This is a genomic window from Maribacter spongiicola (genome assembly GCF_004364165.1).
GTDB classification, from domain to species: domain Bacteria; phylum Bacteroidota; class Bacteroidia; order Flavobacteriales; family Flavobacteriaceae; genus Maribacter; species Maribacter spongiicola.
Map to the genome: position 1 here is coordinate 652,765 of NZ_SOAY01000010.1, position 21,341 is coordinate 674,105.

The following is a 21,341-nucleotide window of genomic DNA, read 5'->3' on the forward strand; positions in this document are numbered from 1 at the left end:
AGTTCTTTATTCAACAGATTCCTTCGCTTCGCTCGGAATTAAGTTTTTTAAATCATCCAAGGTATTCGCTTCATGAATATTCTTGTCTTTTCGCCATCGTAACATTCTTGGAAAACGAGTGGCGATTCCGCTTTTATGTCGCTTAGATAATGCAATACCTTCAAAGGCAATTTCAAATACATGATGCGGAGTAACACTTCGTACTGGTCCGAATCTTTCTAAGGTGTTTTTCTTTATCCAGGCATCTAATTTTCTGAATTCAGCATCTGTTAATCCGGAATATGCTTTTGCAAACGTAACCAGTTCTTTTTCTCCTTCTTCATTATCTTTCCAAAGGGCAAAGGTATAATCTGTAAAAAGATTACTTCGCCTACCATGTCCACGCATTGCATAAGTCAGTACCGCATCTATAGTTAATGGGTCTACTTTCCACTTCCACCAGTCTCCTTTTTTTCTTCCTACTAAATAGGGAGAATCTTTTCTTTTCAGCATGAGTCCCTCACTATGCATTTCGCGAGAACGGTCTCTTTCTTGCGATAATTCATCCCAAGAATTAAAATGCATTGTTTCGGATAGGTAAAGAGGGATATCACTTCGGCTACGCTCAGTGACCGCACTTCCGCTTTGCTCAGCGACCTCGTTTTGGCTTCGCTCAGTGACACCTTTAAATAGTTTTTCTAAAAGTTGTCTGCGTTCTATAAAAGGTGTTTGACGAATGTCTTTTCCTTCCCACTCTAAAATATCATAAGCTTTTAAAATTACAGGGACTTTCTTCAAAAGTGCAGCAGATATATTTTTACGACCAATTCGAGTTTGTAGGTCATTGAAAGTACCAATAGTTCCATTGGGAAATGGAAGAATTTCACCATCTATGACTGTTCCATTAGGTATAATGCCAACGAATTTCTCAAATTCGGGATACTTATCGGTTACTAATTCTTCGCCGCGGCTCCACACAAATAGTTCATTATTTCTTAGAATAACCTGCGAACGAATACCATCCCATTTATGCTCTGCCGACCATTCTTTTATATCTCCTAAATCTGAAGCTTCGCCTTCAATAGCATAAGCCAAGTAGAACGGGTATGGTTTTGAAAGGTAGTCGCTCTCATTTTCTTCAAGTACCAGTTGCTGAAATGAAATTGTGTTCGGATCCCAATTACCCATCAATTTATAGGCTAAAATGTCTTCATCTATTTCAGTGGCTTTTGCCAATGCACGGGTCATTAGTTTTTGACTTACTCCGATTCTGAAGCCGCCGGTAATCAATTTTGTAAATACAAAACGTTCGTAGTAGTTAAGTACTTTCCAGTTTTCGTATAAATATGCTTTTTTGTTTTGGTCGGTCTTCTTTTTCAAAGCAATCATTTCCTCTAGAAAGACGGTCAGACTTTTATCTGATGACTGATTTGCTGCAGGTATGACCAACGCAATGGTCTCTGCTAAATCACCGACAATATGATAGCTTTCTTCAAATAACCATAGCGGAATATTCGCCAATTCAGACGCCCAAGTTCTTAGAAGCGTAGTGTTAACAGGTCTTGGCGGTCTTCGATGAGATAAAATAGCAATGGTCCATACTTTATCTGCATCGTTAGCTTTTAAAAAGTAGTTTGTCAATGCCTGTACCTTAACCGTAGTTTTATTGGTACTGTCTAATGTTTTTATGAGTGAAGCAAAATTTTTCATACAGCTGCGGTCGATTTTGATGCCAAAGCAGTTTCTGTTTCCTCTTCACCATATTGTGTAGCTTCGGTACGGGCATCATAGCCTTGTTCTCTTAGGTATTTTGAGAAGATATCTGTATATCCATGGGTGCAAATGATTTTTTCAGCACCTGTAGCTTCAATACTTTCTAGAAGTCCTGGCCAATCGCAATGATCACTTAACACAAAACCTTTGTCAATAGCGCGTCTTCTTCGGGCTCCTCTAAAAGTCATCCATCCGCTGGCGGAAGCTGTAACATAAGGTACCATTTTCCTAATCCAGGTACTGCCATGTGCACTTGGTGGAGCCAACACTATATTGCCCAGTAATTGCTCTTTCTTTGTTTCTCTCGTAATCAATGTAGTTTTTGGGAAATCTACTAATGGCCGTAACACTTCGGTCATGTTTTCAATGGCTCCGTGAGTATAGATTTCTCCAATATCTGTATTCAAGTATTTTAATAAACGCTGTGCTTTTCCTAAACTATAGCCGAATAGAATAGAGGTTTTGCCCTCAGCTTTATTCTCTGCCCACCAATTATTAATATTTTCCAATACTTCTGCTTGTGGCGTCCATTTAAAAGCTGGTAGTCCAAAAGTACATTCTGTAATAAAGGTGTTGCATTTTATAGGTTCATACGGAGTAGAGATGCCGTCATCTTCAGTTTTATAATCCCCCGTAAATACCCAAACCTCGCCTTTATGTTCAACACGTATTTGTGATGAACCAATAATATGACCTGCTGGGTGAAGACTGAATTTCACATTATTGATTACAAAAGTTTCGCCCCACTCTTTTCCTTCAACATTAATTTCACCTAATCGATGCAGTATAATTGGCACGTTTCTGTGGTGGGTAATATACTTTTTATGGCCATATCTACTATGGTCGGCATGCCCATGCGAAATAATGGCATGGTCTACTGGTTTCCACGGGTCAAGATAGACCTTGGCTTTTTCGCAATAAATGCCATTAGCAGTAAATTGTAATAAAGGAGTTTTCATAGCGACAACAAGTTACAAATTTCGCATGCAAACAAAGTTGATGACAAACTAAACTATGACCTCTAAAAAATTTATATTTGCTCAATAATTAAAAAATAAGATATGTCTTTTGCAGATTTATATAGTAGCGGTGAGCACAGAAGAAACTTAGCTCATTTCGCAGCTTTGGCAACTTTAGCGTCTATTGACGGTGAAATTAGTACTGAAGAAAAAAAATTATTAGATCGTTTCGCTACTAAATTAGATATCACTGAGTCTGAATATTTAGAGGTTTTTAAGAAAGAAAATAAATACCCGATTGATTCTACACCAGATTCTGAAAAAAGATTAGAGCGTTTATATGATTTATTCAGAATTGTATATTCTGATCATGAAATTGACGACGAAGAGCGAGTGTTAATAAAGAAATATGCCATTGGTCTTGGCTTTACCGGTGAAAAAGCTGATGCTATCATCGAACGTTCTATAGCTATCTTTGGTGGTAGATTAGATTTTGATGACTATTTATATTTAGTAAAACATTAAGCTTTTAAAAAAAGGCAAAAATAAAAAAGGGAGCAATTTGCTCCCTTTTTTTATTAATGATATTTATTTAGAAATTCTTGTAGTTTTTCGACCATGTTTCTGCTTCCACAGAAGAACGGAACACGTTGATGTAGTTCTGTTGGCACAATGTCCATAATACGAGTTTTACCACCTATTGCTATTCCGTTTGCTTGCTCGGCTAAGAAAGCCATAGGGTTACATTCGTATAACAATCTTAGTTTACCACTTTCACTTACGCTACTTTTTGGGTACATGTATATACCACCTTTGATCATGTTTCTATGAAAGTCAGAAACTAAAGATCCTATGTACCTAGAAGTATAGGGTCTATCATCTTCTTCCATTTGGCAATACTTAATGTAATCTTTTACCCCTTGGTGAAAATGCACATAGTTTCCTTCGTTTACAGAGTAAATTCTGCCATTTTCAGGAAACTTCATATTTGGGTGAGATAGGTAAAAAGTACCTAGTGCTGGGTTCAATGTAAAACCATTTACACCATCACCGGTTGTATATACTAACATGGTAGACGTACCGTATACTACATAGCCTGCTGCAACTTGCTGATTACCTGGTTGTAAAAAATCTTCCATAGTTACGGGTGTACCTACGGGAGTTATACGTCTGTAAATAGAGAAAATAGTACCTACCGAAACATTTACATCAATGTTAGAAGATCCGTCTAATGGATCTATCAGCACTACATATTTATTTTGGTGATTGTCATCATTACTATTTATACTAATGAAACTATCTTCTTCTTCAGAAGCAATACCGCATACAATTTCTCTGTTTTTTAAGGTCTGAATAAATTTATCATTGGCGAAAAGGTCAAGTTTTTGCTGATCTTCACCTTGAATGTTTGTTTCGCCAACTCCGCCTAAAATATCGATTAGGCCTGCTTTGCTCACCTCGTGGTTAACAACTTTAGCAGCTAATCTAATGGCATTGATAAGCTTTGATAATTCACCTGAGGAATATTGAAATGAATCTTGATTTTCAATAATAAACTCCCCTAGGGTCTGATTTCTTTTTGGAGACATCTTTTAGTTTATGGTTTATACAAATATCGTGTATTTTGTTAAACGTTCAATTTTCGTTTTAATTACATTTTTTAAATTTATAACTTTGTGTTTTATTTGTAACAATTATGGAGTATACAATTAGGGTTGCCCAAAGAGAAGATATGAAGCAAGTGCTTCACTTAATTCAAGAACTCGCCTCTTTTGAAAAGGAAGATGATGCCGTAGAAGTGAGTGTGCAGAATTTAGAGGAAGATGGATTTGGTAAACAGAAATTATTTCACTGTTTTGTTGCAGAAAAGAATGATAAAATTGTGGGTATGGCTTTGGTGTACCCTAGGTATTCTACTTGGAAAGGACCCGTTATTCATTTAGAAGATTTAATTGTTACAGAAGAAATGCGTGGTAGCGGCTTAGGTACTGCACTTTTGAATGAAGTCGTTAAATATGGCGATGCATTAGGTGTAAAGAGAATAAGTTGGGAAGTTATCGATTGGAATGAACCTGCAATAGGTTTTTACGAGAGTAAGGGCGCCAATGTAATGAGAGATTGGGATGTGGTGCAGTTAGATGAAACAGGAATAAAAAAGTATTTAAGCGAAATAGCTTAATTAAAAAATGAAAATAAAATTTAGAGAGCAATAGCATATGAGAGTTTTTAAATTTGGTGGAGCATCGGTTAAAGATGCAAATGCGGTTAAAAATGTAGTTAAGGTTTTGAAAGAAGTAGGGTATGAAAATACACTATTGGTAGTATCGGCAATGGGTAAGACCACCAATGCTATGGAAGATATTATAAATGCTTATTTCAATGATAAAAAAGAAATACCTTCTAAGGTAGCCGAAATGGTTGATTATCATTTAGATATCGTATCTGAACTATTCCCTAATGCACAACATGCTATTTATAAGGAAATAAAGGTGCTTATTGATGAAATCAACGGCTTTTTAGTATGGAATAAATCACCTAATTATAACTTCGTTTACGATCAAATAGTTGGTTACGGAGAATTGATTTCTACTACGATTATCAGCGCTTATTTTAAAGAAATAGGTATTGCCAATAATTGGTTAGATGTTCGGAATTTCATTAAAACAGATAGTAATTACAGAGACACTACGGTAGACTGGGAACGTACTCAAAAGAACGTAACCACAATAGATAAAAAGGTGTTAAATATTACACAGGGTTTCTTGGGTAGCGATGATAATAATTTTACCACAACTTTAGGTAGAGAAGGGTCTGATTATTCTGCTGCCATATTAGCCTATTGTCTAAATGCCGATTCTGTGACTATCTGGAAAGATGTACCGGGAGTGTTAAACGCAGATCCTAGATATTTTAAAGAAACACAATTACTGAATAATATATCATATAGAGAGGCTATCGAATTAGCGTTCTATGGTGCTTCTGTAATTCACCCAAAGACTTTACAACCTTTGCAGCGTAAAGAAATTCCGTTGCACGTAAAATCATTTGTTAATCCTACAGGTAAAGGAACTACGGTTGGCAAAGGTGTTGGTATTGAACCAAAAGTACCTTGTTTTATAGTGAAGAAAAATCAGGTTTTAATGAAATTGTCTTCACTTGATTTCTCCTTTATTGTTGAAGACAGTATCAGCGAGTTATTTAAATTATTTCATCAGCATAAAATAAAGGTAGATCTAATTCAAAATTCTGCCATTAGTTTTTCTGTTTGTGTTGATAATAAATTTGGAGGTTTAGATGCACTATTACAACAACTGAAAAGCAAGTTTAAAGTGGCGCATCATGAGAATGTTTCGTTATACACTATCAGACATTTTAATACTAAAGCGCTAGAATCGTTGCAGAACGGTCATGAGTTATTATTAGAACAACGTGGTACAGAAACAGTACAGTTGGTGGTGAAGTAATTCTAATGTCATTTCAATAATTTTTAATAGGTAGCTGCAAAGGCTATTTTCCTATATTTACAGTCTAATCGATGATGATTTATGGGTTTAGTTACCGCTAAGGAAATTGCCAATGCTATCAAGCTCTCCAAATACGGAGTGTTTGGTACTTTTATTGGTTGGGTGTTGTTGAAGGTGACTAGATTATCTGGCATTAATCGTTATTATGATACTATTGCTCATTTAGAGGGTGAAGATTACGCAAATGCAATTCTAGAGCATTTTGAAATTGACTATGAAATTCCAGAGGAAGATTTTAGACGCTTGCCTAAAGATGGTCCGTATGTGACTATTAGTAATCACCCGTTGGGTGCTATTGATGGTATTTTGTTGTTTAAATTAATGGTGAAGCAACGACCAGATTATAAAATAATGGCTAATTTCTTATTACAAAGAATGGTGCCGCTAGAGCCTTTTGTTTTACCGGTAAATCCGTTTAGCGAGCATAAAGATGCCAGAAGTAATTTAGCCGGATTCAAGAAAACTTTAGAGCATTTAAAAAATGGTCACGTATTAGGGGTTTTTCCTGCTGGTGAAGTTTCGACCCATAAAGATGGTAAGCTCATTGTAGATAAACCTTGGGAAGAAGCTGCCATAAAACTGATTAGAAAAGCAGATGTGCCTGTTGTTCCTATTTATTTTCATGCCAAAAATAGTTCGTTGTTTTACCGTATTTCTAAATTGGGAGATTCGCTACGGACGGCTATGATTCCCTCACAAGTATTTTCTCAAAGAAATAGACCTATTAAAGTTAGAATAGGGCAGCCGATTTCTGTAGCTACCCAAAAAGAGCAGGCAAGTTTAGAAGAATACACAGATTTGTTACGTCGCAAAACCTATATGCTGTCCAACGCTTATGAAAAAGAGCGTTTAATAGATCAAATACCAACAAGCCTTAAAATACCAAAGCAACCTAAAAAAATTGCAGATGCAGTTCGTAAAGAGGTTATGGAGGGTGAAATTGAAAAACTTAGAGAGAAAGATTGTCGCTTACTGCAAAGTAAGAATTATGAAGTCTTTTTGGCTAAGGAAAAAGATATGCCTTTTATTTTAAAGGAAATAGGAAGACAACGAGAAGTTACCTTTAGAGCCATTGGTGAGGGTACGAATAAAGCCATTGATCTCGATAGTTTCGATAGCTATTATCACCACCTTTTTCTATGGGACGATGAGGCGAAATGTATTGTTGGCGCCTATAGAATGGGTATGGGGTCAGAGATTTTTCCTGAGCATGGGATTGATGGCTTTTATTTGCAAGATCTTTTTAGGGTTGAACCAGAATTATATGATATGATGGGGCACTCGATTGAAATGGGTCGTGCCTATATCACTAAAGAATACCAGCAAAAACCAATGCCATTGTTTTTACTTTGGAAGGGCATTGTGCATACTACTTTAAGATTTCCAGAACATAAGTATTTAATAGGTGGGGTAAGTATCAGTAACCAATTTTCAAACTTCTCTAAATCGTTGATGATCGAATTTATGAAGTCGAATTATTGGGATCCTTATGTAGCGCAATACATAAGACCTAAAAAGGAATTCAAGGTAAAATTGAAGGATGCCGACAAGGAATTTGTTTTTGATGAAACCCAAGCCGATTTAAATAAGTTCGATCGTTTAATAGATGAGGTTGAGCCAGGTAACTTACGTTTGCCGGTATTGATAAAAAAGTATATTAAACAAAACGCAAGAGTGGTAGCGTTTAACGTGGATCCATTGTTCAATAATTCGGTTGACGGATTAATGTATATCAAAATTGCCGATTTACCTGAGAGTACCGTAAAACCAGTTATGGAGGAATTTCAAGCAGAATTGGAGCGAAAGTTATTGGAGTCTCAAAATCCCGAAGCAGAAGCGTAATTTAGTCTATACCAACAACACTGCTACGTTTTTCAAAAAGCACATTATCTATCCATTTACCGTGTAGTTTGCCAACACGCTCACGTTTACCGATCATTCTAAAGCCTGTAGCTTCATGAACTTTAATGCTACTATAATTTGTAGGGAAGATGCCAGATTGCAACGTCCAGATGCCTTCTTGTTCGCTTGCCGATATAACATGTTCTAATAAAGATCTCCCTAACCCTTTGCCACGGCTTTTTTTAGAAATATAGACACTTATTTCTGCGACGCCACCATATACACATCTATTAGAAACGGGGGAGAGGGCAACCCAGCCCATAATTTCAGTATTGCTTTCGGCAACAAAACGGCAGGTGCTCATATGTGCTTTGTCCCAAGCTTCATAAGTGGGTACCTTGGTTTCAAATGTTGCCATGCCAGTGTCAATGCCTTCTTTATAAATGTTAGCAACGAACTCCCAATCTGTCGGTAACATGGTTCTAATAGTTATAGCATTCATATCGAATTTTTTTTAGCAACAATTACTTTTAGTGGTGTCGAAGAAAGAATTCAGTACTGTTTGTATTTCGGTCCATTTTGGTAGATTTATACAATAGCATACTTTTTTACCTTCAATTTCACCTTTAATTAAATCTATACTCTTGAGCTCTTTTAAATGTTGCGAAATAGTTGGTTGAGCTAAACCAATTTCATCAACGATGTCATTACAAATACACGCATCTTGCTGACTTATATATTGTAAAATGGCAATACGTGCAGGGTTGGACAGTACCTTGAAAATGACCGCCAACTTATTCTGTTCTGTATTAAATATTTGTGTTTTAGTAACGCCCACTTTGTATTTATATATTTGAATATTACGATAATAAAAATTTCAAAAAAAGCCAGATGCTATTTTATCTGGCTTAAGATTTTTAGAACCAAGGCTTTCTACCTACTTGGTAGGTGTTGTAAAACTCTTCGTCTGATTTTGTTAGATAGATGATACCTTCAATTAATCCTATTACTCCAGGAATCCATACTATTAATAACCCAAGTCCAAATGCACACATTAGTACATAAGATGCTATTGTTATACCTAATAATATTATACCTTCTTTTTGATATCCTAATATAAATTTATGAACTCCTAATGAACCAAAAATAATTGCTAGAATTCCAGCCAATACTTTTTTGTTTTCACCGCCTGCACTACTAAAAGCTTCTCTGGCTCCAGCACTAAACTCATCGGCTGTTTTTTTCGCATTATCACTAAATTCTTTTGCAGATTCTTTTGCATCCTCTGAAAATTCCTTAGCTGATTCTTTTGCTTTGTCAAAGGCGTCTTCTGCCTTGTCTCCAAAATCTTTATTCTCGTCTGACATTTTGTATGTTGTTTGGTGGTTATTATAAGTGATAAATGTAGTAATTATTTCAACATCATAGAAATGCTTTATCAATTGGTTCCCAAAGCTCTAGCTTATTTCCGTCAGGGTCAAGTATCCAACCAAATTTTCCATATTCAAATTCTTGAATTTCACCAACTATGGTAACGCCTTCTTCCTTTAAAATTTCTAATAATTCTACAAGATTTTCAACCCTAAAATTCATCATAAAGCTAGATTGGCTGGGGTTGAAATAATCGGTATCGGCATTCATTGGGCTCCACTGTGTTGAGCAATCGTTGCCTTCTTTATCTTTCCACCAAAATGTACAGCCATATTGGTCAGTGTTAAGTTTCAAATGTTTGTTATACCAATTTTTAGATTGATCAGGATCTTTAGTTTTGAAAAAGAATCCGCCTAAACCTGTTACTCTTTTTTTCATATCGATTTATTTTTTGATATTCTCCTCGTATAAATTAATCCATTCTGTCAGAGTCATTTTACTGCATAGTTCGGCGATAAGCTCATAAGGGATATCATCCATACTTTTAAACCGAACACAACTTTTGCCCATATCTAGCTTGCGTTTGCAGTGTATGGGGTATTCGCTTTTAAACCAATTCATTAGCGCAATATCTGCGTAAATGCCTGAATGGTATAGTGCAATAAAATTCTTTTGTGAAGCTAAATTGATAAAGGGTAACGGTTGTTCTGGCTTAACATGATAACCTGCCGCATATATAGAATGTGGTACTACGTAGCCCAGCATGCCATAACTTAATCGCTCCTCAAAACCAACGGGTAAATTCTTTAAAATAATACCTCTTAGCTTTTCAATTACCACTTTGCGTTCTGGTGGTAATTGGGCAATAAACTCGTCTGGAGTGTTGGCTTCGTATTTCATGCTACTTTAAAAATTTAGCTTTAATCTTGTCTACCACAGTCTGTGCTAATTTAATTTTACTTTCTACGGTCCAACCTGCCACATGGGGTGATAGTATTACTTGATCAGAGCTAATTAGATATTGAAATGCCTCTGGTAAATTACCATCGGTGAACATGTTTTCGAAAGATGCCTTTTCATATTCTAAAACATCTAAACCTGCGCCAAGTACTTTACCCGATTTTAAAGCTTCTACTAAATCTGTGGTAATAACACATTTGCCTCTCGCAGTATTAATAATCCAAATAGGGTTTTCAAATTTTTCAAGAAACTCTTTGTTGACCATGCCTATGGTCAATTCTGTTTGAGGTACATGTAAGCTTATTACATCGACCCTATTTTGAAATTCCATAATACCTACTTGACGGGCGTTTTCATCTTCTACGCCACCTTGAATATCATAGCAGATCACTTCTTCTACATCGAAACCTTTTAATTTTTTGGCAAAGGCTTTTCCCATATTGCCATAACCGATAATGCCAACCACTTTACCTTCTAATTCTACGCCTCTATTACCTTCTCGGTCCCATTTGCCGCTTCTAACTTCTTTATCTGCTGAGTTAAGTTTATTAAAAAGGGATAAAAGCATACCTAACGCATGTTCGCCTACAGCATTACGATTGCCTTCTGGGGCTGCAGCAAGAAAAATACCAAGAGACTTGGCATATCTTGTGTCAATATTTTCTAGTCCGGCACCCAACCTGCCTATGAATTTTAAGTTTTTTGCCTTATCTAAAAAATCAGTGTCAATTGAGAATCTACTGCGAATTATGAGTCCGTCATAATCAGCGATTTTGGCTTCAATCTGTTTTTTGGTAGAGGTGTAGTCTTCATCGTTCTGAAAACCTAATTCAGAAAATTGCTCAATTATTAAAGGGTGATTGATGTCTACGTGTAATACTTTCATGTAATCTAAATTATATTTTGGGGTATTCTGTTTGTGTTTTTTTGTCTTGGGTTGTACCTGTATGAGCAGTGCTTAATTTTTCAAACAACATAATGTGCACTTCTTCATCATTTTTGGTCATAGGGCAATGTTCAATACCTTTAGGCACAATCATAATCTCTCCTTGCTCTACTATCTCGGTTCGATCTCTAAATTGCATATAAAGCGTGCCTTTTATAACTTGAAAAAGTTCATCTTCTTTATCATGCGAATGCCATACAAATTCACCTTTTACTTTCGCCAGTAAAACCTGCATATCATCAACAACACCTATTTGGTGCGGATGCCAATAAGCAGTTACTTGATTCAATTTTTCTTTTAAGGTAATACTGTTCATGAGTGCTGTTCATTCTATCCTGTTCAGGATAAATGAGGCTTGATTAATTTTATGAGCATTTCAATACAGTAATATACGCAAAGCGGCAGTATTCTAAAAAGAAGATTGGCTGTTTATTAAATACCTAAAATCATCTTTGCAATAGAGAAGTAAATCAAAATACCGAAAATATCATTACCAGTGGTGATAAACGGACCCGTAGCTACCGCTGGATCAACACCTCTTTTATCTAAAAACACAGGTATAAATGTGCCTATAAGTGCGGCTATTATGATTACGGAAATTAAAGCTACACAAAGTGTAAGGGATATTAAGTAACTGGTACGAAAGAAAAAGTGACTTATGACCAATACAATTGCGGCTATGGCGATACCATTTATTAGGGCTAAGGTAAATTCTTTTAATAACCTATTTAAAATCTCTCCTTTAACAGTATTGTTGGCAAGACCTTGAACCATAATAGCTGAAGATTGTACGCCAACATTACCTGCTGTTGCCTGTATTAAAGGCACAAAAATGAGCAGTATTGGAAATGTATTCATTACTTCTTGAAAACTACTTATAATACTAGCTGCACCAATACCGCCGAACATACCTATAATTAACCATGGCAAACGTGCTTTGGTAAGTTCCCAAATGCTATCATCTGCTTCTACACCCCTAGAAATACCTGCGGCCATTTGGTAGTCGCGCTCGGCTTCTTCTTTTATTACATCTACGATATCATCAATGGTAATACGCCCTACCAATCTGCCTATTTCATCAACTACAGGTATGGCTTCTAAGTCATACTTAGTCATGATCCTAGCCACTTCTTCTGGGTCTTCATTAACGTTTACCGAATCTACGTTCTTAATAAACACGTCTTTTATGTGTGTTTTAGTAGAAGTGGTCAATAAATCTTTCAACGATAGTCGCCCTTTTAATTTATCTTCATCATCTACCACATATATAGAATGTACGCGAGTAACGTTCTCTGCTTGTGCACGCATTTCTTTTACACAAGTAAGTACGTTCCAATTTTCATTGACTTTTACAAGTTCTTTTGCCATAAGGCCGCCGGCGGAATCTTCGGCATATCTTAAAAGATCAACGATATCTTTAGCGTGTTCTCTATCTTCGATTTTAGAGATAACGTCTTGTATCTGCTCTTTTGGAAGTTCGCCAATAATATCTGCGGCATCATCGGTGTCTAGTTCATCTAGCTCACTGGCAATTTCTTGAGATGATAAATTACCTAAAATAGCCTCGCGAATATCTTCATCCAACTCGGTTAGTACATCAGAGGTTTTATCACTACCAAGTAACTTAATTAAATAGGTTGCCTTGGTCTCATCTAATTCATTAATGATTTCAGCAACATCGGCATAATGCACGGCATCTAACATAGAATTTAGTTCAGCATCATTGTTTTGTTCAATGAGCTGTTCTATTTCTTCTACAAATTCTTCTGTTAGTTTAAAGGGTGTCATCTGCTATTTTCTTCGTCAATGCAACAAAATCGTCAACCGCCAATTGTTCTGGTCTAAGGTCAAATATAGTATCTTCTCGTAAATTATCTGACAATGTAAATGTTTTTAAACTGTTACGTAATGTCTTTCTACGTTGATTAAATGCTGCTTTTACTACCCGGTATAAAAGTTGTTCATCGCAAGAAAGCTCAAATTTTGTTTTTCTTGTTAATCGCAATACCCCCGATTGTACTTTTGGAGGTGGGTCAAAAACAATTGGATCTACCGTAAATAGATATTCGGCATCATAAAATACCTGAACTAAAACAGAAAGAATACCATATGCCTTACTACCTTCTGATGAGCAAATACGTTGCGCGACCTCTTTTTGAAACATCCCTGAAAACTCAGGAACATGGTTTCTAAGTTCTAGCATTTTAAAAACAATCTGGGTAGAGATATTATAAGGGAAGTTACCAGTTATGCCAAATTGTTCGTCGCCGAATAATGTGAAAATATCGTAATTCAAAAAATCTGCCTCAATAACCTTAAAAGTACCATCGCCCTCGAATGCCTTAGGGTGTTCTAACGGAAATTTTTCATTTAGGTAGGTAATTGATTCGCTATCCAAATCCATAGCCACTAAATTACTATCTCGTAAAAGAAGGTATTTAGTTAGCACTCCCGTACCCGGACCTATTTCTATTACGTTCTTATAATCTTTCTGTAGTAAGGTTTCGGCTATTTGCTTTGCAATACCTTCATCTTTTAAGAAATGCTGACCTAAGTACTTTTTCGCTTTTACAGGACTTTTTTCGTTATGCTTTTTATGAGCATATTTATCGTCTTTGTTCTTCTTCCTTTTCGTTCCCATAACTACTATTTTGCACTATCTTATTTAGCGATATAAGTCCAGGCGTTTTTTCCAGAAGCTAGCTGTATCTGAATTCTTTCGTATGCTTCACCCTCGTAACTATCTGCTTTTTCTAATTCTTGATGAGACAGCGTATATACTTGTCCTTTAATAACATCTTCTTTAACGCCCGTATGTTGTAAGGTAGGGTAAAGGTCGGCTACCTTCTCCTCAGATATAATATATAAGGGCAATTCATCTTCAAACCCGTTTAATGGTCTAGAGAAAACACCTAATTGTACATCTCTATCTTGCAGGGTGCCATAGGTAAATAAATAGTGTGTAGCCGCAGCCCTTTGTACAAAGTACTCATCTACTATTTCTAATTCTGTTTTAAAAGAAACCAATTGCCCCGCAAATTTACGCTGAATACTTTCTACTAACGCAGGAGCGTTTTCTTCATAATATCGTTCTAAGGTAGCTTTGTCTTGTACTGTGTATTGTACCGAATAGGTGAAGCCGCCCATGTCTTCTTCAACCAATACTTTTGAGAATTTTGCGCTTAAGAATTTCCCTGTTGAAAGTACTTGTGGAATATGGATTTCTTTCATCCATTGTACCCAAGTATCATGAGCAGTTTCTTCTACATTTGTGGTAACGTTATATATATACATGCGTTAGTTCAAGTTCAAAATTGATATGCAAAGTTAGTTTAACTAACGCTTAAAACGAATTAGATGACGCCTGATTTTAATTTATGGAATCTCCCCTTAAAATTCTAAAGTTTTTTCGTGCTTCAGGAAAATAGTAACTATCTTGATAATTGTAGATAATCTTCTCGTACTGTTCTTTGGCTTTGATAGGGTCGTTCAATATTTTTCTATATATTTCGCCCAAGGCATAATAAGCATCATCGGCAAGAATGCCATTACCATAAAATGTGATGATTTTTTGATAGTTTAGTTCGGCATCTTCATATTTCTTCTTTTTTTCGAACAACTGTGCTTGCTTCAATAGCGCCTCATCTTCAATTTTTTCTCCCTTGTGATTTTCTAAAATATCGCCCAATGCAGTAATTGCTTCATCGGTTTTATTTTGGTAGGCTAAAAAATCGGCTCTTGCATATTTTTTAAGTGCGGTTTGTGTAGAATCTTCGAGTGAATTATCTGATATCAATAAGCTTAATTGCATGGCATCGTTCGCAATAAGTTGAGACGTAGAACTACGCAAAACCTTTAGTTGGGTCAATGCCCAATCGAAATCTCCTTTATAAAAACTTGTTTGTGCTACTTTATAACGTGCATCTTGCCCAAGCACATCGTTCTTTAATTTTTGTTGAATCTGTGAGAAGTAGATAAGGGCTTCATTAAATTTTTTATCATAGACCAAAATATCGCCTAAGGCTAACTTTAAGTATGCGGTACCTCTATCGCTTAAAGGAAGGTCAAGACTATTTTTAAGTAACTTCTCTGCAGGTGCCGGGTCATTTTTTTTAAAGGTTAGAAAATTGGCATAGGCAACTTGAAGTTGCAGCGATTGTGTTTTATAGCCGTATTCATCTATTAGCGCATCATATTTTTTTTGAATTGCTTCTAGTTGACTAGCAGATGGGTTCAGTAATTCAATGTCGATGAGGTATAATTCTGAATCTAATTTTATAAGGTTATTGCTAGTGTTTTCAATGATGTAGCTGAAAATATCTTTTGCAACTTCATTTTCTTCATTCTCTAGAGCATCTTTTCCTAAATTTTCTAAACGCGTTGTAGAACTACCGTCCATGCGTTTATAGATAGCTTTCTCTTGTCTAAATGCACTGCCATATTGTTTTTGCTGTACGAAAAGCCAGCTTAAAAGCTCGTTCCAAAGTACATCAGGATTTTTTTGTGCCCGTTCTAACAATACTTTTTTCAACAGGATATTGTTTTTATCTTCCGCATCTTCAGAAACAAAATCATCGATGCTTCGTAAAATATTAGATTTAGATGTTTTACCATCGATTACGAGGTTTAGGTACGAATTGTACATTGCCTCAACATTGCCCTGTTCACCATAAATTCTTGCCATTTGAAAGTTGAAGTCTAAAGCAGGGTTTAGATCCATTGATTGTTGAAAAGCCTTAATGGCTAAATCTAAAAGGCTATATTTTTGAAACTGAAGACCTAGGGCATAGCCGTAATTCGGATTTTTTGAAATGATGTCTAAAGCCTTGTCATAATTAATCTGTGCCATATCTTCTTTTTCTTGAAGGGCATAGTTATAACCTAAATCTATTAAGAGTGTAGGGTAGGGGTTGCGGTCTTTTAAGCGTTCGTTCAAAAAATCTTCAGCCTCCACATATCGTTCTAGTTGCTGATAGCAGGCGACTAAATCTTGAACATACTCCGTTCTTCTCGGATTTTTTTCTACTAATTTTTCATAAAAAACAACAGCTTTTTCAAAATCGCCATCAGCAAAATATTGCTTTGCCAAGAAATCATCTTGCGCAAAGCTAAATGTAGACAGGGCTGTATATGTTATTATAAAAAAGATAAAGCGCATAATCAAAGATACATAGAATGCGGTAAGTTGTTGTTAAGGAGATGGTAACAAGCGCTCGAAATTATGTATTAAGTATTCTGTAACTGTTTATGAGAACCATCGCAGTTCGGCATTCTTTTAGATAAACCACAAACACAGTCGTTTAAACCTTTGCCATTGAAAATTCTTTTGGTATACTTTTTTATTCTTGCTGATCGTGTACCTGTTTGTTTCGCCTGGTTAAAATGAAGCAAATATCCTTTTTGGCGACCGGGAGTTAAATTTGTGAATGCTGCTTTAAACTCCGAATCATCTGTGAACATTTGTTCTAATTCAACAGGAACGGCAATATCGGTTACCTTTTTCATCTGAATTTGTTTTCCCGATTTTTCATGAGCGATTGCTTCCTGAATGTAATCTTTAATCACCACCGACAGTTCATTTATTTCTTGGGTATTCTGAAATCTAATTTGCCGACCAGCCTGTACATTCTCGGTTTGCTGAATTAATATGTTTTTGGGGTCTTTTAGTAAAGCTCCTTTGTAAAAAAGTACCGCACAATATTCTTTAAAGCCGTGTATTAAGACAATATTTTTACCATTGTTGGTGTAGCAAGGGTGTTTCCATTTAAAATCTTCTACAACATCACATTCTAATATTAGCTCACGAAGGCGAATAAGTTCTACTTGCCACTGTGAAACTTCGGTTAAAAAAGTATCCACTTTTTTATTCATAAGAGTGCGTTGTTTTTAAGTGTTTCTAATGTGAAACTACTTTAAGACCAATGATCGAACCTATTAATGTTGTAATAAAAAGAATGCGTAAAAAAGTCGCTGGTTCTTTAAATACAAATATCCCTACTAGTACGGTACCCACTGCACCAATACCTGTCCAGACAGCATAAGCGGTGCCGATTGGTAATGTTTGAGTTGCTTTCACTAAAAGTATCATGCTTATGGCAAGTGCGACTAAAAAGCCAATATACCATAAGTACATTTCGTTGCCTGTGGTTTCTTTTGCTTTGCCTAGACAAAAGGCGAAGGCTACCTCAAAAAGACCGGCGATTATTAATAGTACCCAATTCATAATCTTAGAATTTGTTTAGAGTAACGTTCGCTATTTTAATATAAGTAAAATTTGAAAAAATAGAAATGCCATATAAACTATTTCATATGGCATTTCTATTATAGATGTTTAATACTTTGAAGTATTTTATTATTAATCAATCATATCAAAACCACAATAAGGTACTAATACCTCAGGAATTTTAATTCCGTCTGCAGTTTGGTAATTTTCTAAAATTCCGGCTAATACACGTGGTAGTGCCAAAGAACTTCCGTTCAAAGTATGTGCTAGTTGGTTTTTACCATTTTCATCTTTAAAGCGCAATTTTAATCTATTAGCTTGGTAGGTTTCAAAGTTAGAAACAGAGCTAATTTCTAGCCATCTGTCTTGAGCAGTTGAGAATACCTCAAAGTCAAAGGTAAGTGCCGAGGTAAACCCTAAATCACCACCACACAGTCTTAGAATACGGTATGGTAATTTTAATTCTCTTAAAATATCCTTTACATGCTCAACCATACCATCTAATGCATCGTATGATTTTGAAGGATGCTCTACACGTACAATTTCAACTTTATCGAATTGATGTAAACGGTTTAGACCACGTACATGTGCACCATAACTACCTGCTTCTCTTCTAAAGCAAGGTGTGTAGCCGGTATATGTAATAGGAAAATCACTTTCGTTTACAATAACATCTCTAAAAATGTTGGTTACAGGAACTTCTGCCGTTGGAATCAAATAAAGATCGTCTGCCGTTACATGGTACATTTGACCTTCTTTGTCTGGTAGTTGACCTGTGCCGTAACCTGAGAGTTCGTTTACTAAATGCGGAACTTGAATTTCGGTATAGCCTGCTGCGGTATTTTTATCTAAGAAATAAGCAATTAAAGCACGTTGTAAACGAGCTCCTTTTCCTTTATAAACGGGAAAACCAGCACCGGCTATTTTTACGCCTAATTCAAAATCTATAATATCATATTTCTTCGCCAACTCCCAATGCGGTAAGGCGCCTTCAACTAATTTAGGTATTTCACCTTCATTTAATATCTCTTCATTGTCCTCTTCTGTAGAACCTTTCTTTACAGAAATATGCGGAGCATTCGGTAATTGATATAAAAGGGTTTGCAGCTCTTCTTCTGCAGTAGCAAGACCTTCACTAAAATGCTTCGATTTTTCTTTTAGTTTTACTGTTTGCTCTTTAAGTTCATTTGCCTCTTGTGCCTTACCAGTTTTGTACAATTCACCAATTTCTTTAGAAAGCTTGTTCGATTCGGCTAAAAGGTTGTCCAAACTAGTTTGGGCAGCGCGTCTATTTTCATCTAATTGAAGCACTTTTTCAACTAAAGGTTGTGCGTCAATATTTCTTTTTTCAAGGGCAAGGATAATTTCTTCCTTATTATCTCTTATGGTCTGTAATTGTAACATTATTGAATTGTATTTGGCTGTAAATTTACGTTAATCTTATTGTTTACAAACGATACTTATAAATACTAAATTGTAATTAACTAATTTTTAATTTTATGGTTAGAAGGTAGAATCCAAGTATGGTGTTTAGTTTGGTACCACGGTTCTGCCGCTAAATCTATTTCGGGGTCAATAAAGGGAGTGTAAGTTTTTCTGTTAATACTTATTAAAGAATTCTCTAAATAGACTTCAACTTCCATATTTTTCCCTTCAAAATCTTTCTTCAGGTACTGTGCGAACTGCCAAGCAAAATCTGGGTAAGCGAAAATTTTACGCTGTTGACTTGCGGTGACGTAATCTTTCGGATTTATATAGGTCACCTCTTCGGTCTTTTTGTCGACTACTTTAAAGGTACCCTTGCCTTGTCTACTTCGTAACATCATTCTCCAGCTCATTCGGTGACCTTCTTCCGTCCAAAGTACATCCCCATCAATTGCGTAATGTCGAATAGGGAGTAATAATTGTATTATAAAGTATACAGAAAAGCCTAATAGAAGGGTGTTTTTAAATGTTGGAATAATGAGTTTTGAAGCCGTATATGGACTCTTAGATTTAAAAAAGATACTGCGAATGGTTTCTGGTTCAAAAAAGAAAACACTGAAAGCAATCGATAAATAGGGGAAAATTCCGATTTGAAAAATAATGGAATTGAACAGATGAAAAAATAATGAAAGAAAGAAGGCGATTTTTCTTGTTGGTTTCCAAAGTAGTGCCGGTACTATTAATAGGTCGAATACAATACCTGCCCAACCAATAATTACATGTACCCATGGTTGTTGCAATATATCGCCAATTAGCCAATAGGCTTTTTTTGAATTCATTAATGTAGCAATGGTACTAAAATCAAGCCAATCGCCATACATTTTAGCTATAGAAGCGTATACATAAACAATAAATAATTGTAATACTACCACCCATTTTACATAGGCATACATTGAATTGGTTTCTAATTCGGAATTCATTTTAACATCGTACGACCGACTTCTTTCCGCAGGAAAAAAACACATCAATAATGATATTAAGATAAGCAGGTAGTAATGGTTGTTATACGCTGTTTTTTGCATCAAATATGTTGCCGTCCATAAGATGGTAAATGAAATGATACTTGCTCTATATTTAAAACCTACAGCTATAAATAGACCCAGCAAGCCCATGGTGCAGAAGTATAAATACATGCCAAAACCAGGTAATGGTTGTAGAAACTCAAAATCTATGAAAGGAAAAGTGTATTGTGGTGCAATGAGATTGCGCTTTACCCACCCTGTAGCGATAGCCCCAAAACATTCTAGGGCAACTAGAATACCAAAAAAAATACGGAAGATGATTAACTGGCTATTATCTATGCGTTGAAATAACAACCTATTGAGCATAATTATTTTTTAATAAAATGTAGCGATTTTTCTTTATCCTTGGCTAATTGATTCTTTAAAGCCTCAACAGATTCAAATTTATGCTCATCTCTTAAGCGAACCAAAATATTAACTTGAATTTTTTGATTATATAAATCGGTATTAAAATCGAAAAAATTGATCTCGATCGATTTCTCGGTACCATTAACGGTTGGGTTATAACCAATATTCATCATTCCGTATACAACCACTCCATTTAAAATGCTGTTTACTACGTAAGCACCATTTTTAGGTATCAATTTATAATCTTCGGCTATAGATAGGTTAGCTGTTGGGTAGCCCAATTGTTTACCGATTCCTTTTCCTTTTATAATTGTTCCTGTAAGCATGTATTCATAGCCTAAGTAGCTATTGGCGGTTTCAATATCGCCATCTTCTAATGCTTTTCTAATTTTTGTAGAACTCACAGATACATCGTCGATTTCTTGAGCGGGAATTTCTTCAACCGAAAAATCATAGGTATTTCCGAATGTGATTAAATCGGTAATATTCGCATTTCTATTTCTACCGAACCTGTGGTCATATCCAATAATGACCTTTTTTATATGTAGGGTGTTTACAAGCATATCACGCACAAACTCAACAGCCGTAAGACGAGAGAATTCTTTGGTGAAAGGATGGATGATGAGTACGTCAAGACCAAGATTTTCTAAAATAGTAATCTTTTCTTCTATCGTATTCAACAGTTTTATATTGGCATCTTTCTGTAAAACCATTCTCGGATGCGGAAAAAAGGTAAGCACAGAAGAATTTAATTCTGTACTCTTGGCATGATTTATGATTTTGCTAAGTATTTTAAGGTGACCTATATGTACACCGTCAAAGGTACCTATGGTAATGACCGTAGGATATTCTTCTTTGTATTTAGAAATGTTGCGGACTGTAATCACCTATGATAGAAAATAAAAAGAC

The 21,341-nt window shown here is 35.7% G+C and carries 23 protein-coding genes; 4 read left to right on the plus strand and 19 right to left on the minus strand.

The features are described from left to right. Positions 1 to 6: 6 nt before the first annotated feature. Together CLV90_RS03445 and CLV90_RS03450 are read right to left on the minus strand one after the other, a co-directional pair. A complete protein-coding gene (locus CLV90_RS03445; protein ID WP_133686111.1) occupies positions 7 to 1,689 on the minus strand; it encodes an ATP-dependent DNA ligase in 1,683 nt (560 codons plus the stop codon). Continuing rightward, a complete protein-coding gene (locus CLV90_RS03450; protein WP_133686112.1) occupies positions 1,686 to 2,711 on the minus strand; it encodes a ligase-associated DNA damage response exonuclease in 1,026 nt (341 codons plus the stop codon). Before CLV90_RS03450 ends, CLV90_RS03445 begins: the two co-directional genes overlap by 4 nt. 102 nt (positions 2,712 to 2,813) lie before the next feature. Between CLV90_RS03450 and CLV90_RS03455 the strand changes: the two genes are divergently transcribed. Continuing rightward, entirely contained in the window at positions 2,814 to 3,236 is a 423-nt protein-coding gene (locus CLV90_RS03455; protein WP_133686113.1) for a tellurite resistance TerB family protein, read from the plus strand. A gap of 53 nt (positions 3,237 to 3,289) precedes the next feature. Here CLV90_RS03455 and fbp read toward each other — a convergent pair whose 3' ends face one another. Beyond that, on the minus strand, positions 3,290 to 4,300 hold the full coding sequence (fbp, locus tag CLV90_RS03460; RefSeq protein WP_133686114.1) for a class 1 fructose-bisphosphatase: 1,011 nt from the start codon (positions 4,298 to 4,300) through the stop codon (positions 3,290 to 3,292). 107 nt (positions 4,301 to 4,407) lie between these two features. Between fbp and CLV90_RS03465 the strand changes: the two genes are divergently transcribed. From CLV90_RS03465 to CLV90_RS03475, 3 genes are all read left to right on the plus strand, one after another. After that, a complete protein-coding gene (locus CLV90_RS03465; RefSeq protein WP_133686115.1) occupies positions 4,408 to 4,890 on the plus strand; it encodes a GNAT family N-acetyltransferase in 483 nt (160 codons plus the stop codon). Between the two features lie 37 nt (positions 4,891 to 4,927). Then, a complete protein-coding gene (locus CLV90_RS03470) occupies positions 4,928 to 6,175 on the plus strand; it encodes an aspartate kinase (protein WP_133686116.1) in 1,248 nt (415 codons plus the stop codon). 81 nt (positions 6,176 to 6,256) lie between these two features. Next, positions 6,257 to 8,077, plus strand: a complete 1,821-nt coding sequence (locus CLV90_RS03475) for a GNAT family N-acyltransferase (protein ID WP_133686117.1) — start codon at positions 6,257 to 6,259, stop codon at positions 8,075 to 8,077. 1 nt (position 8,078) lies between these two features. Here the strand turns inward: CLV90_RS03475 and CLV90_RS03480 are convergent, their stop codons facing one another. The 16 genes from CLV90_RS03480 to CLV90_RS03555 form a co-directional block, all read right to left on the minus strand. Further along, a complete protein-coding gene (locus CLV90_RS03480) occupies positions 8,079 to 8,579 on the minus strand; it encodes a GNAT family N-acetyltransferase (protein WP_133686118.1) in 501 nt (166 codons plus the stop codon). 12 nt (positions 8,580 to 8,591) lie between these two features. After that, on the minus strand, positions 8,592 to 8,915 hold the full coding sequence (locus CLV90_RS03485; RefSeq protein ID WP_133686119.1) for an ArsR/SmtB family transcription factor: 324 nt from the start codon (positions 8,913 to 8,915) through the stop codon (positions 8,592 to 8,594). Between the two features lie 79 nt (positions 8,916 to 8,994). After that, positions 8,995 to 9,444, minus strand: coding sequence for an NINE protein (locus tag CLV90_RS03490; RefSeq protein WP_133686120.1), 450 nt, complete (start codon positions 9,442 to 9,444; stop codon positions 8,995 to 8,997). Between the two features lie 55 nt (positions 9,445 to 9,499). Next, a complete protein-coding gene (locus CLV90_RS03495) occupies positions 9,500 to 9,886 on the minus strand; it encodes a VOC family protein (protein WP_133686121.1) in 387 nt (128 codons plus the stop codon). A 6-nt stretch (positions 9,887 to 9,892) separates the two neighbouring features. Next, the gene (locus tag CLV90_RS03500; protein WP_133686122.1) at positions 9,893 to 10,348 is read right to left on the minus strand and encodes a DUF1801 domain-containing protein; all 456 of its coding nucleotides are present in this window, start codon (positions 10,346 to 10,348) and stop codon (positions 9,893 to 9,895) included. Between the two features lies 1 nt (position 10,349). Next, entirely contained in the window at positions 10,350 to 11,294 is a 945-nt protein-coding gene (locus tag CLV90_RS03505) for a 2-hydroxyacid dehydrogenase (RefSeq protein ID WP_133686123.1), read from the minus strand. 10 nt (positions 11,295 to 11,304) lie between these two features. Continuing rightward, on the minus strand, positions 11,305 to 11,670 hold the full coding sequence (locus CLV90_RS03510; protein ID WP_133686124.1) for a cupin domain-containing protein: 366 nt from the start codon (positions 11,668 to 11,670) through the stop codon (positions 11,305 to 11,307). Positions 11,671 to 11,786: 116 nt separating this feature from the next. Continuing rightward, positions 11,787 to 13,142 (minus strand): magnesium transporter, encoded by a 1,356-nt coding sequence (gene mgtE / locus CLV90_RS03515; protein WP_133686125.1) that lies wholly within the window; start codon positions 13,140 to 13,142, stop codon positions 11,787 to 11,789. Beyond that, positions 13,129 to 13,995: a 16S rRNA (adenine(1518)-N(6)/adenine(1519)-N(6))-dimethyltransferase RsmA gene (gene rsmA / locus CLV90_RS03520; RefSeq protein ID WP_133686126.1), complete on the minus strand. Its 867-nt coding sequence runs from the start codon at positions 13,993 to 13,995 to the stop codon at positions 13,129 to 13,131. The genes mgtE and rsmA overlap by 14 nt, the downstream gene beginning before the upstream one ends. Before the next feature lie 20 nt (positions 13,996 to 14,015). Next, on the minus strand, positions 14,016 to 14,648 hold the full coding sequence (locus CLV90_RS19575; protein ID WP_133686127.1) for a DUF4286 family protein: 633 nt from the start codon (positions 14,646 to 14,648) through the stop codon (positions 14,016 to 14,018). 76 nt (positions 14,649 to 14,724) lie between these two features. After that, positions 14,725 to 16,512 carry a tetratricopeptide repeat protein gene (locus tag CLV90_RS03530; RefSeq protein WP_133686128.1) on the minus strand — a complete coding sequence of 596 codons (1,788 nt, stop codon included), beginning with the start codon at positions 16,510 to 16,512 and terminating at the stop codon, positions 14,725 to 14,727. 68 nt (positions 16,513 to 16,580) lie between these two features. Continuing rightward, the gene (locus CLV90_RS03535) at positions 16,581 to 17,225 is read right to left on the minus strand and encodes a DUF1801 domain-containing protein (protein WP_133686129.1); all 645 of its coding nucleotides are present in this window, start codon (positions 17,223 to 17,225) and stop codon (positions 16,581 to 16,583) included. A 25-nt stretch (positions 17,226 to 17,250) separates the two neighbouring features. Continuing rightward, complete coding sequence (locus CLV90_RS03540) at positions 17,251 to 17,577, minus strand: DMT family transporter (RefSeq protein WP_133686130.1); 327 nt, start codon at positions 17,575 to 17,577, stop codon at positions 17,251 to 17,253. 132 nt (positions 17,578 to 17,709) lie between these two features. Next, on the minus strand, positions 17,710 to 18,981 hold the full coding sequence (gene serS, locus CLV90_RS03545) for a serine--tRNA ligase (protein WP_133686131.1): 1,272 nt from the start codon (positions 18,979 to 18,981) through the stop codon (positions 17,710 to 17,712). 80 nt (positions 18,982 to 19,061) lie between these two features. Then, positions 19,062 to 20,390, minus strand: coding sequence for an HTTM domain-containing protein (locus CLV90_RS03550; protein ID WP_133686132.1), 1,329 nt, complete (start codon positions 20,388 to 20,390; stop codon positions 19,062 to 19,064). Between the two features lie 2 nt (positions 20,391 to 20,392). Then, positions 20,393 to 21,319: a bifunctional riboflavin kinase/FAD synthetase gene (locus CLV90_RS03555; protein WP_133686133.1), complete on the minus strand. Its 927-nt coding sequence runs from the start codon at positions 21,317 to 21,319 to the stop codon at positions 20,393 to 20,395. Positions 21,320 to 21,341 lie beyond the last annotated feature (22 nt).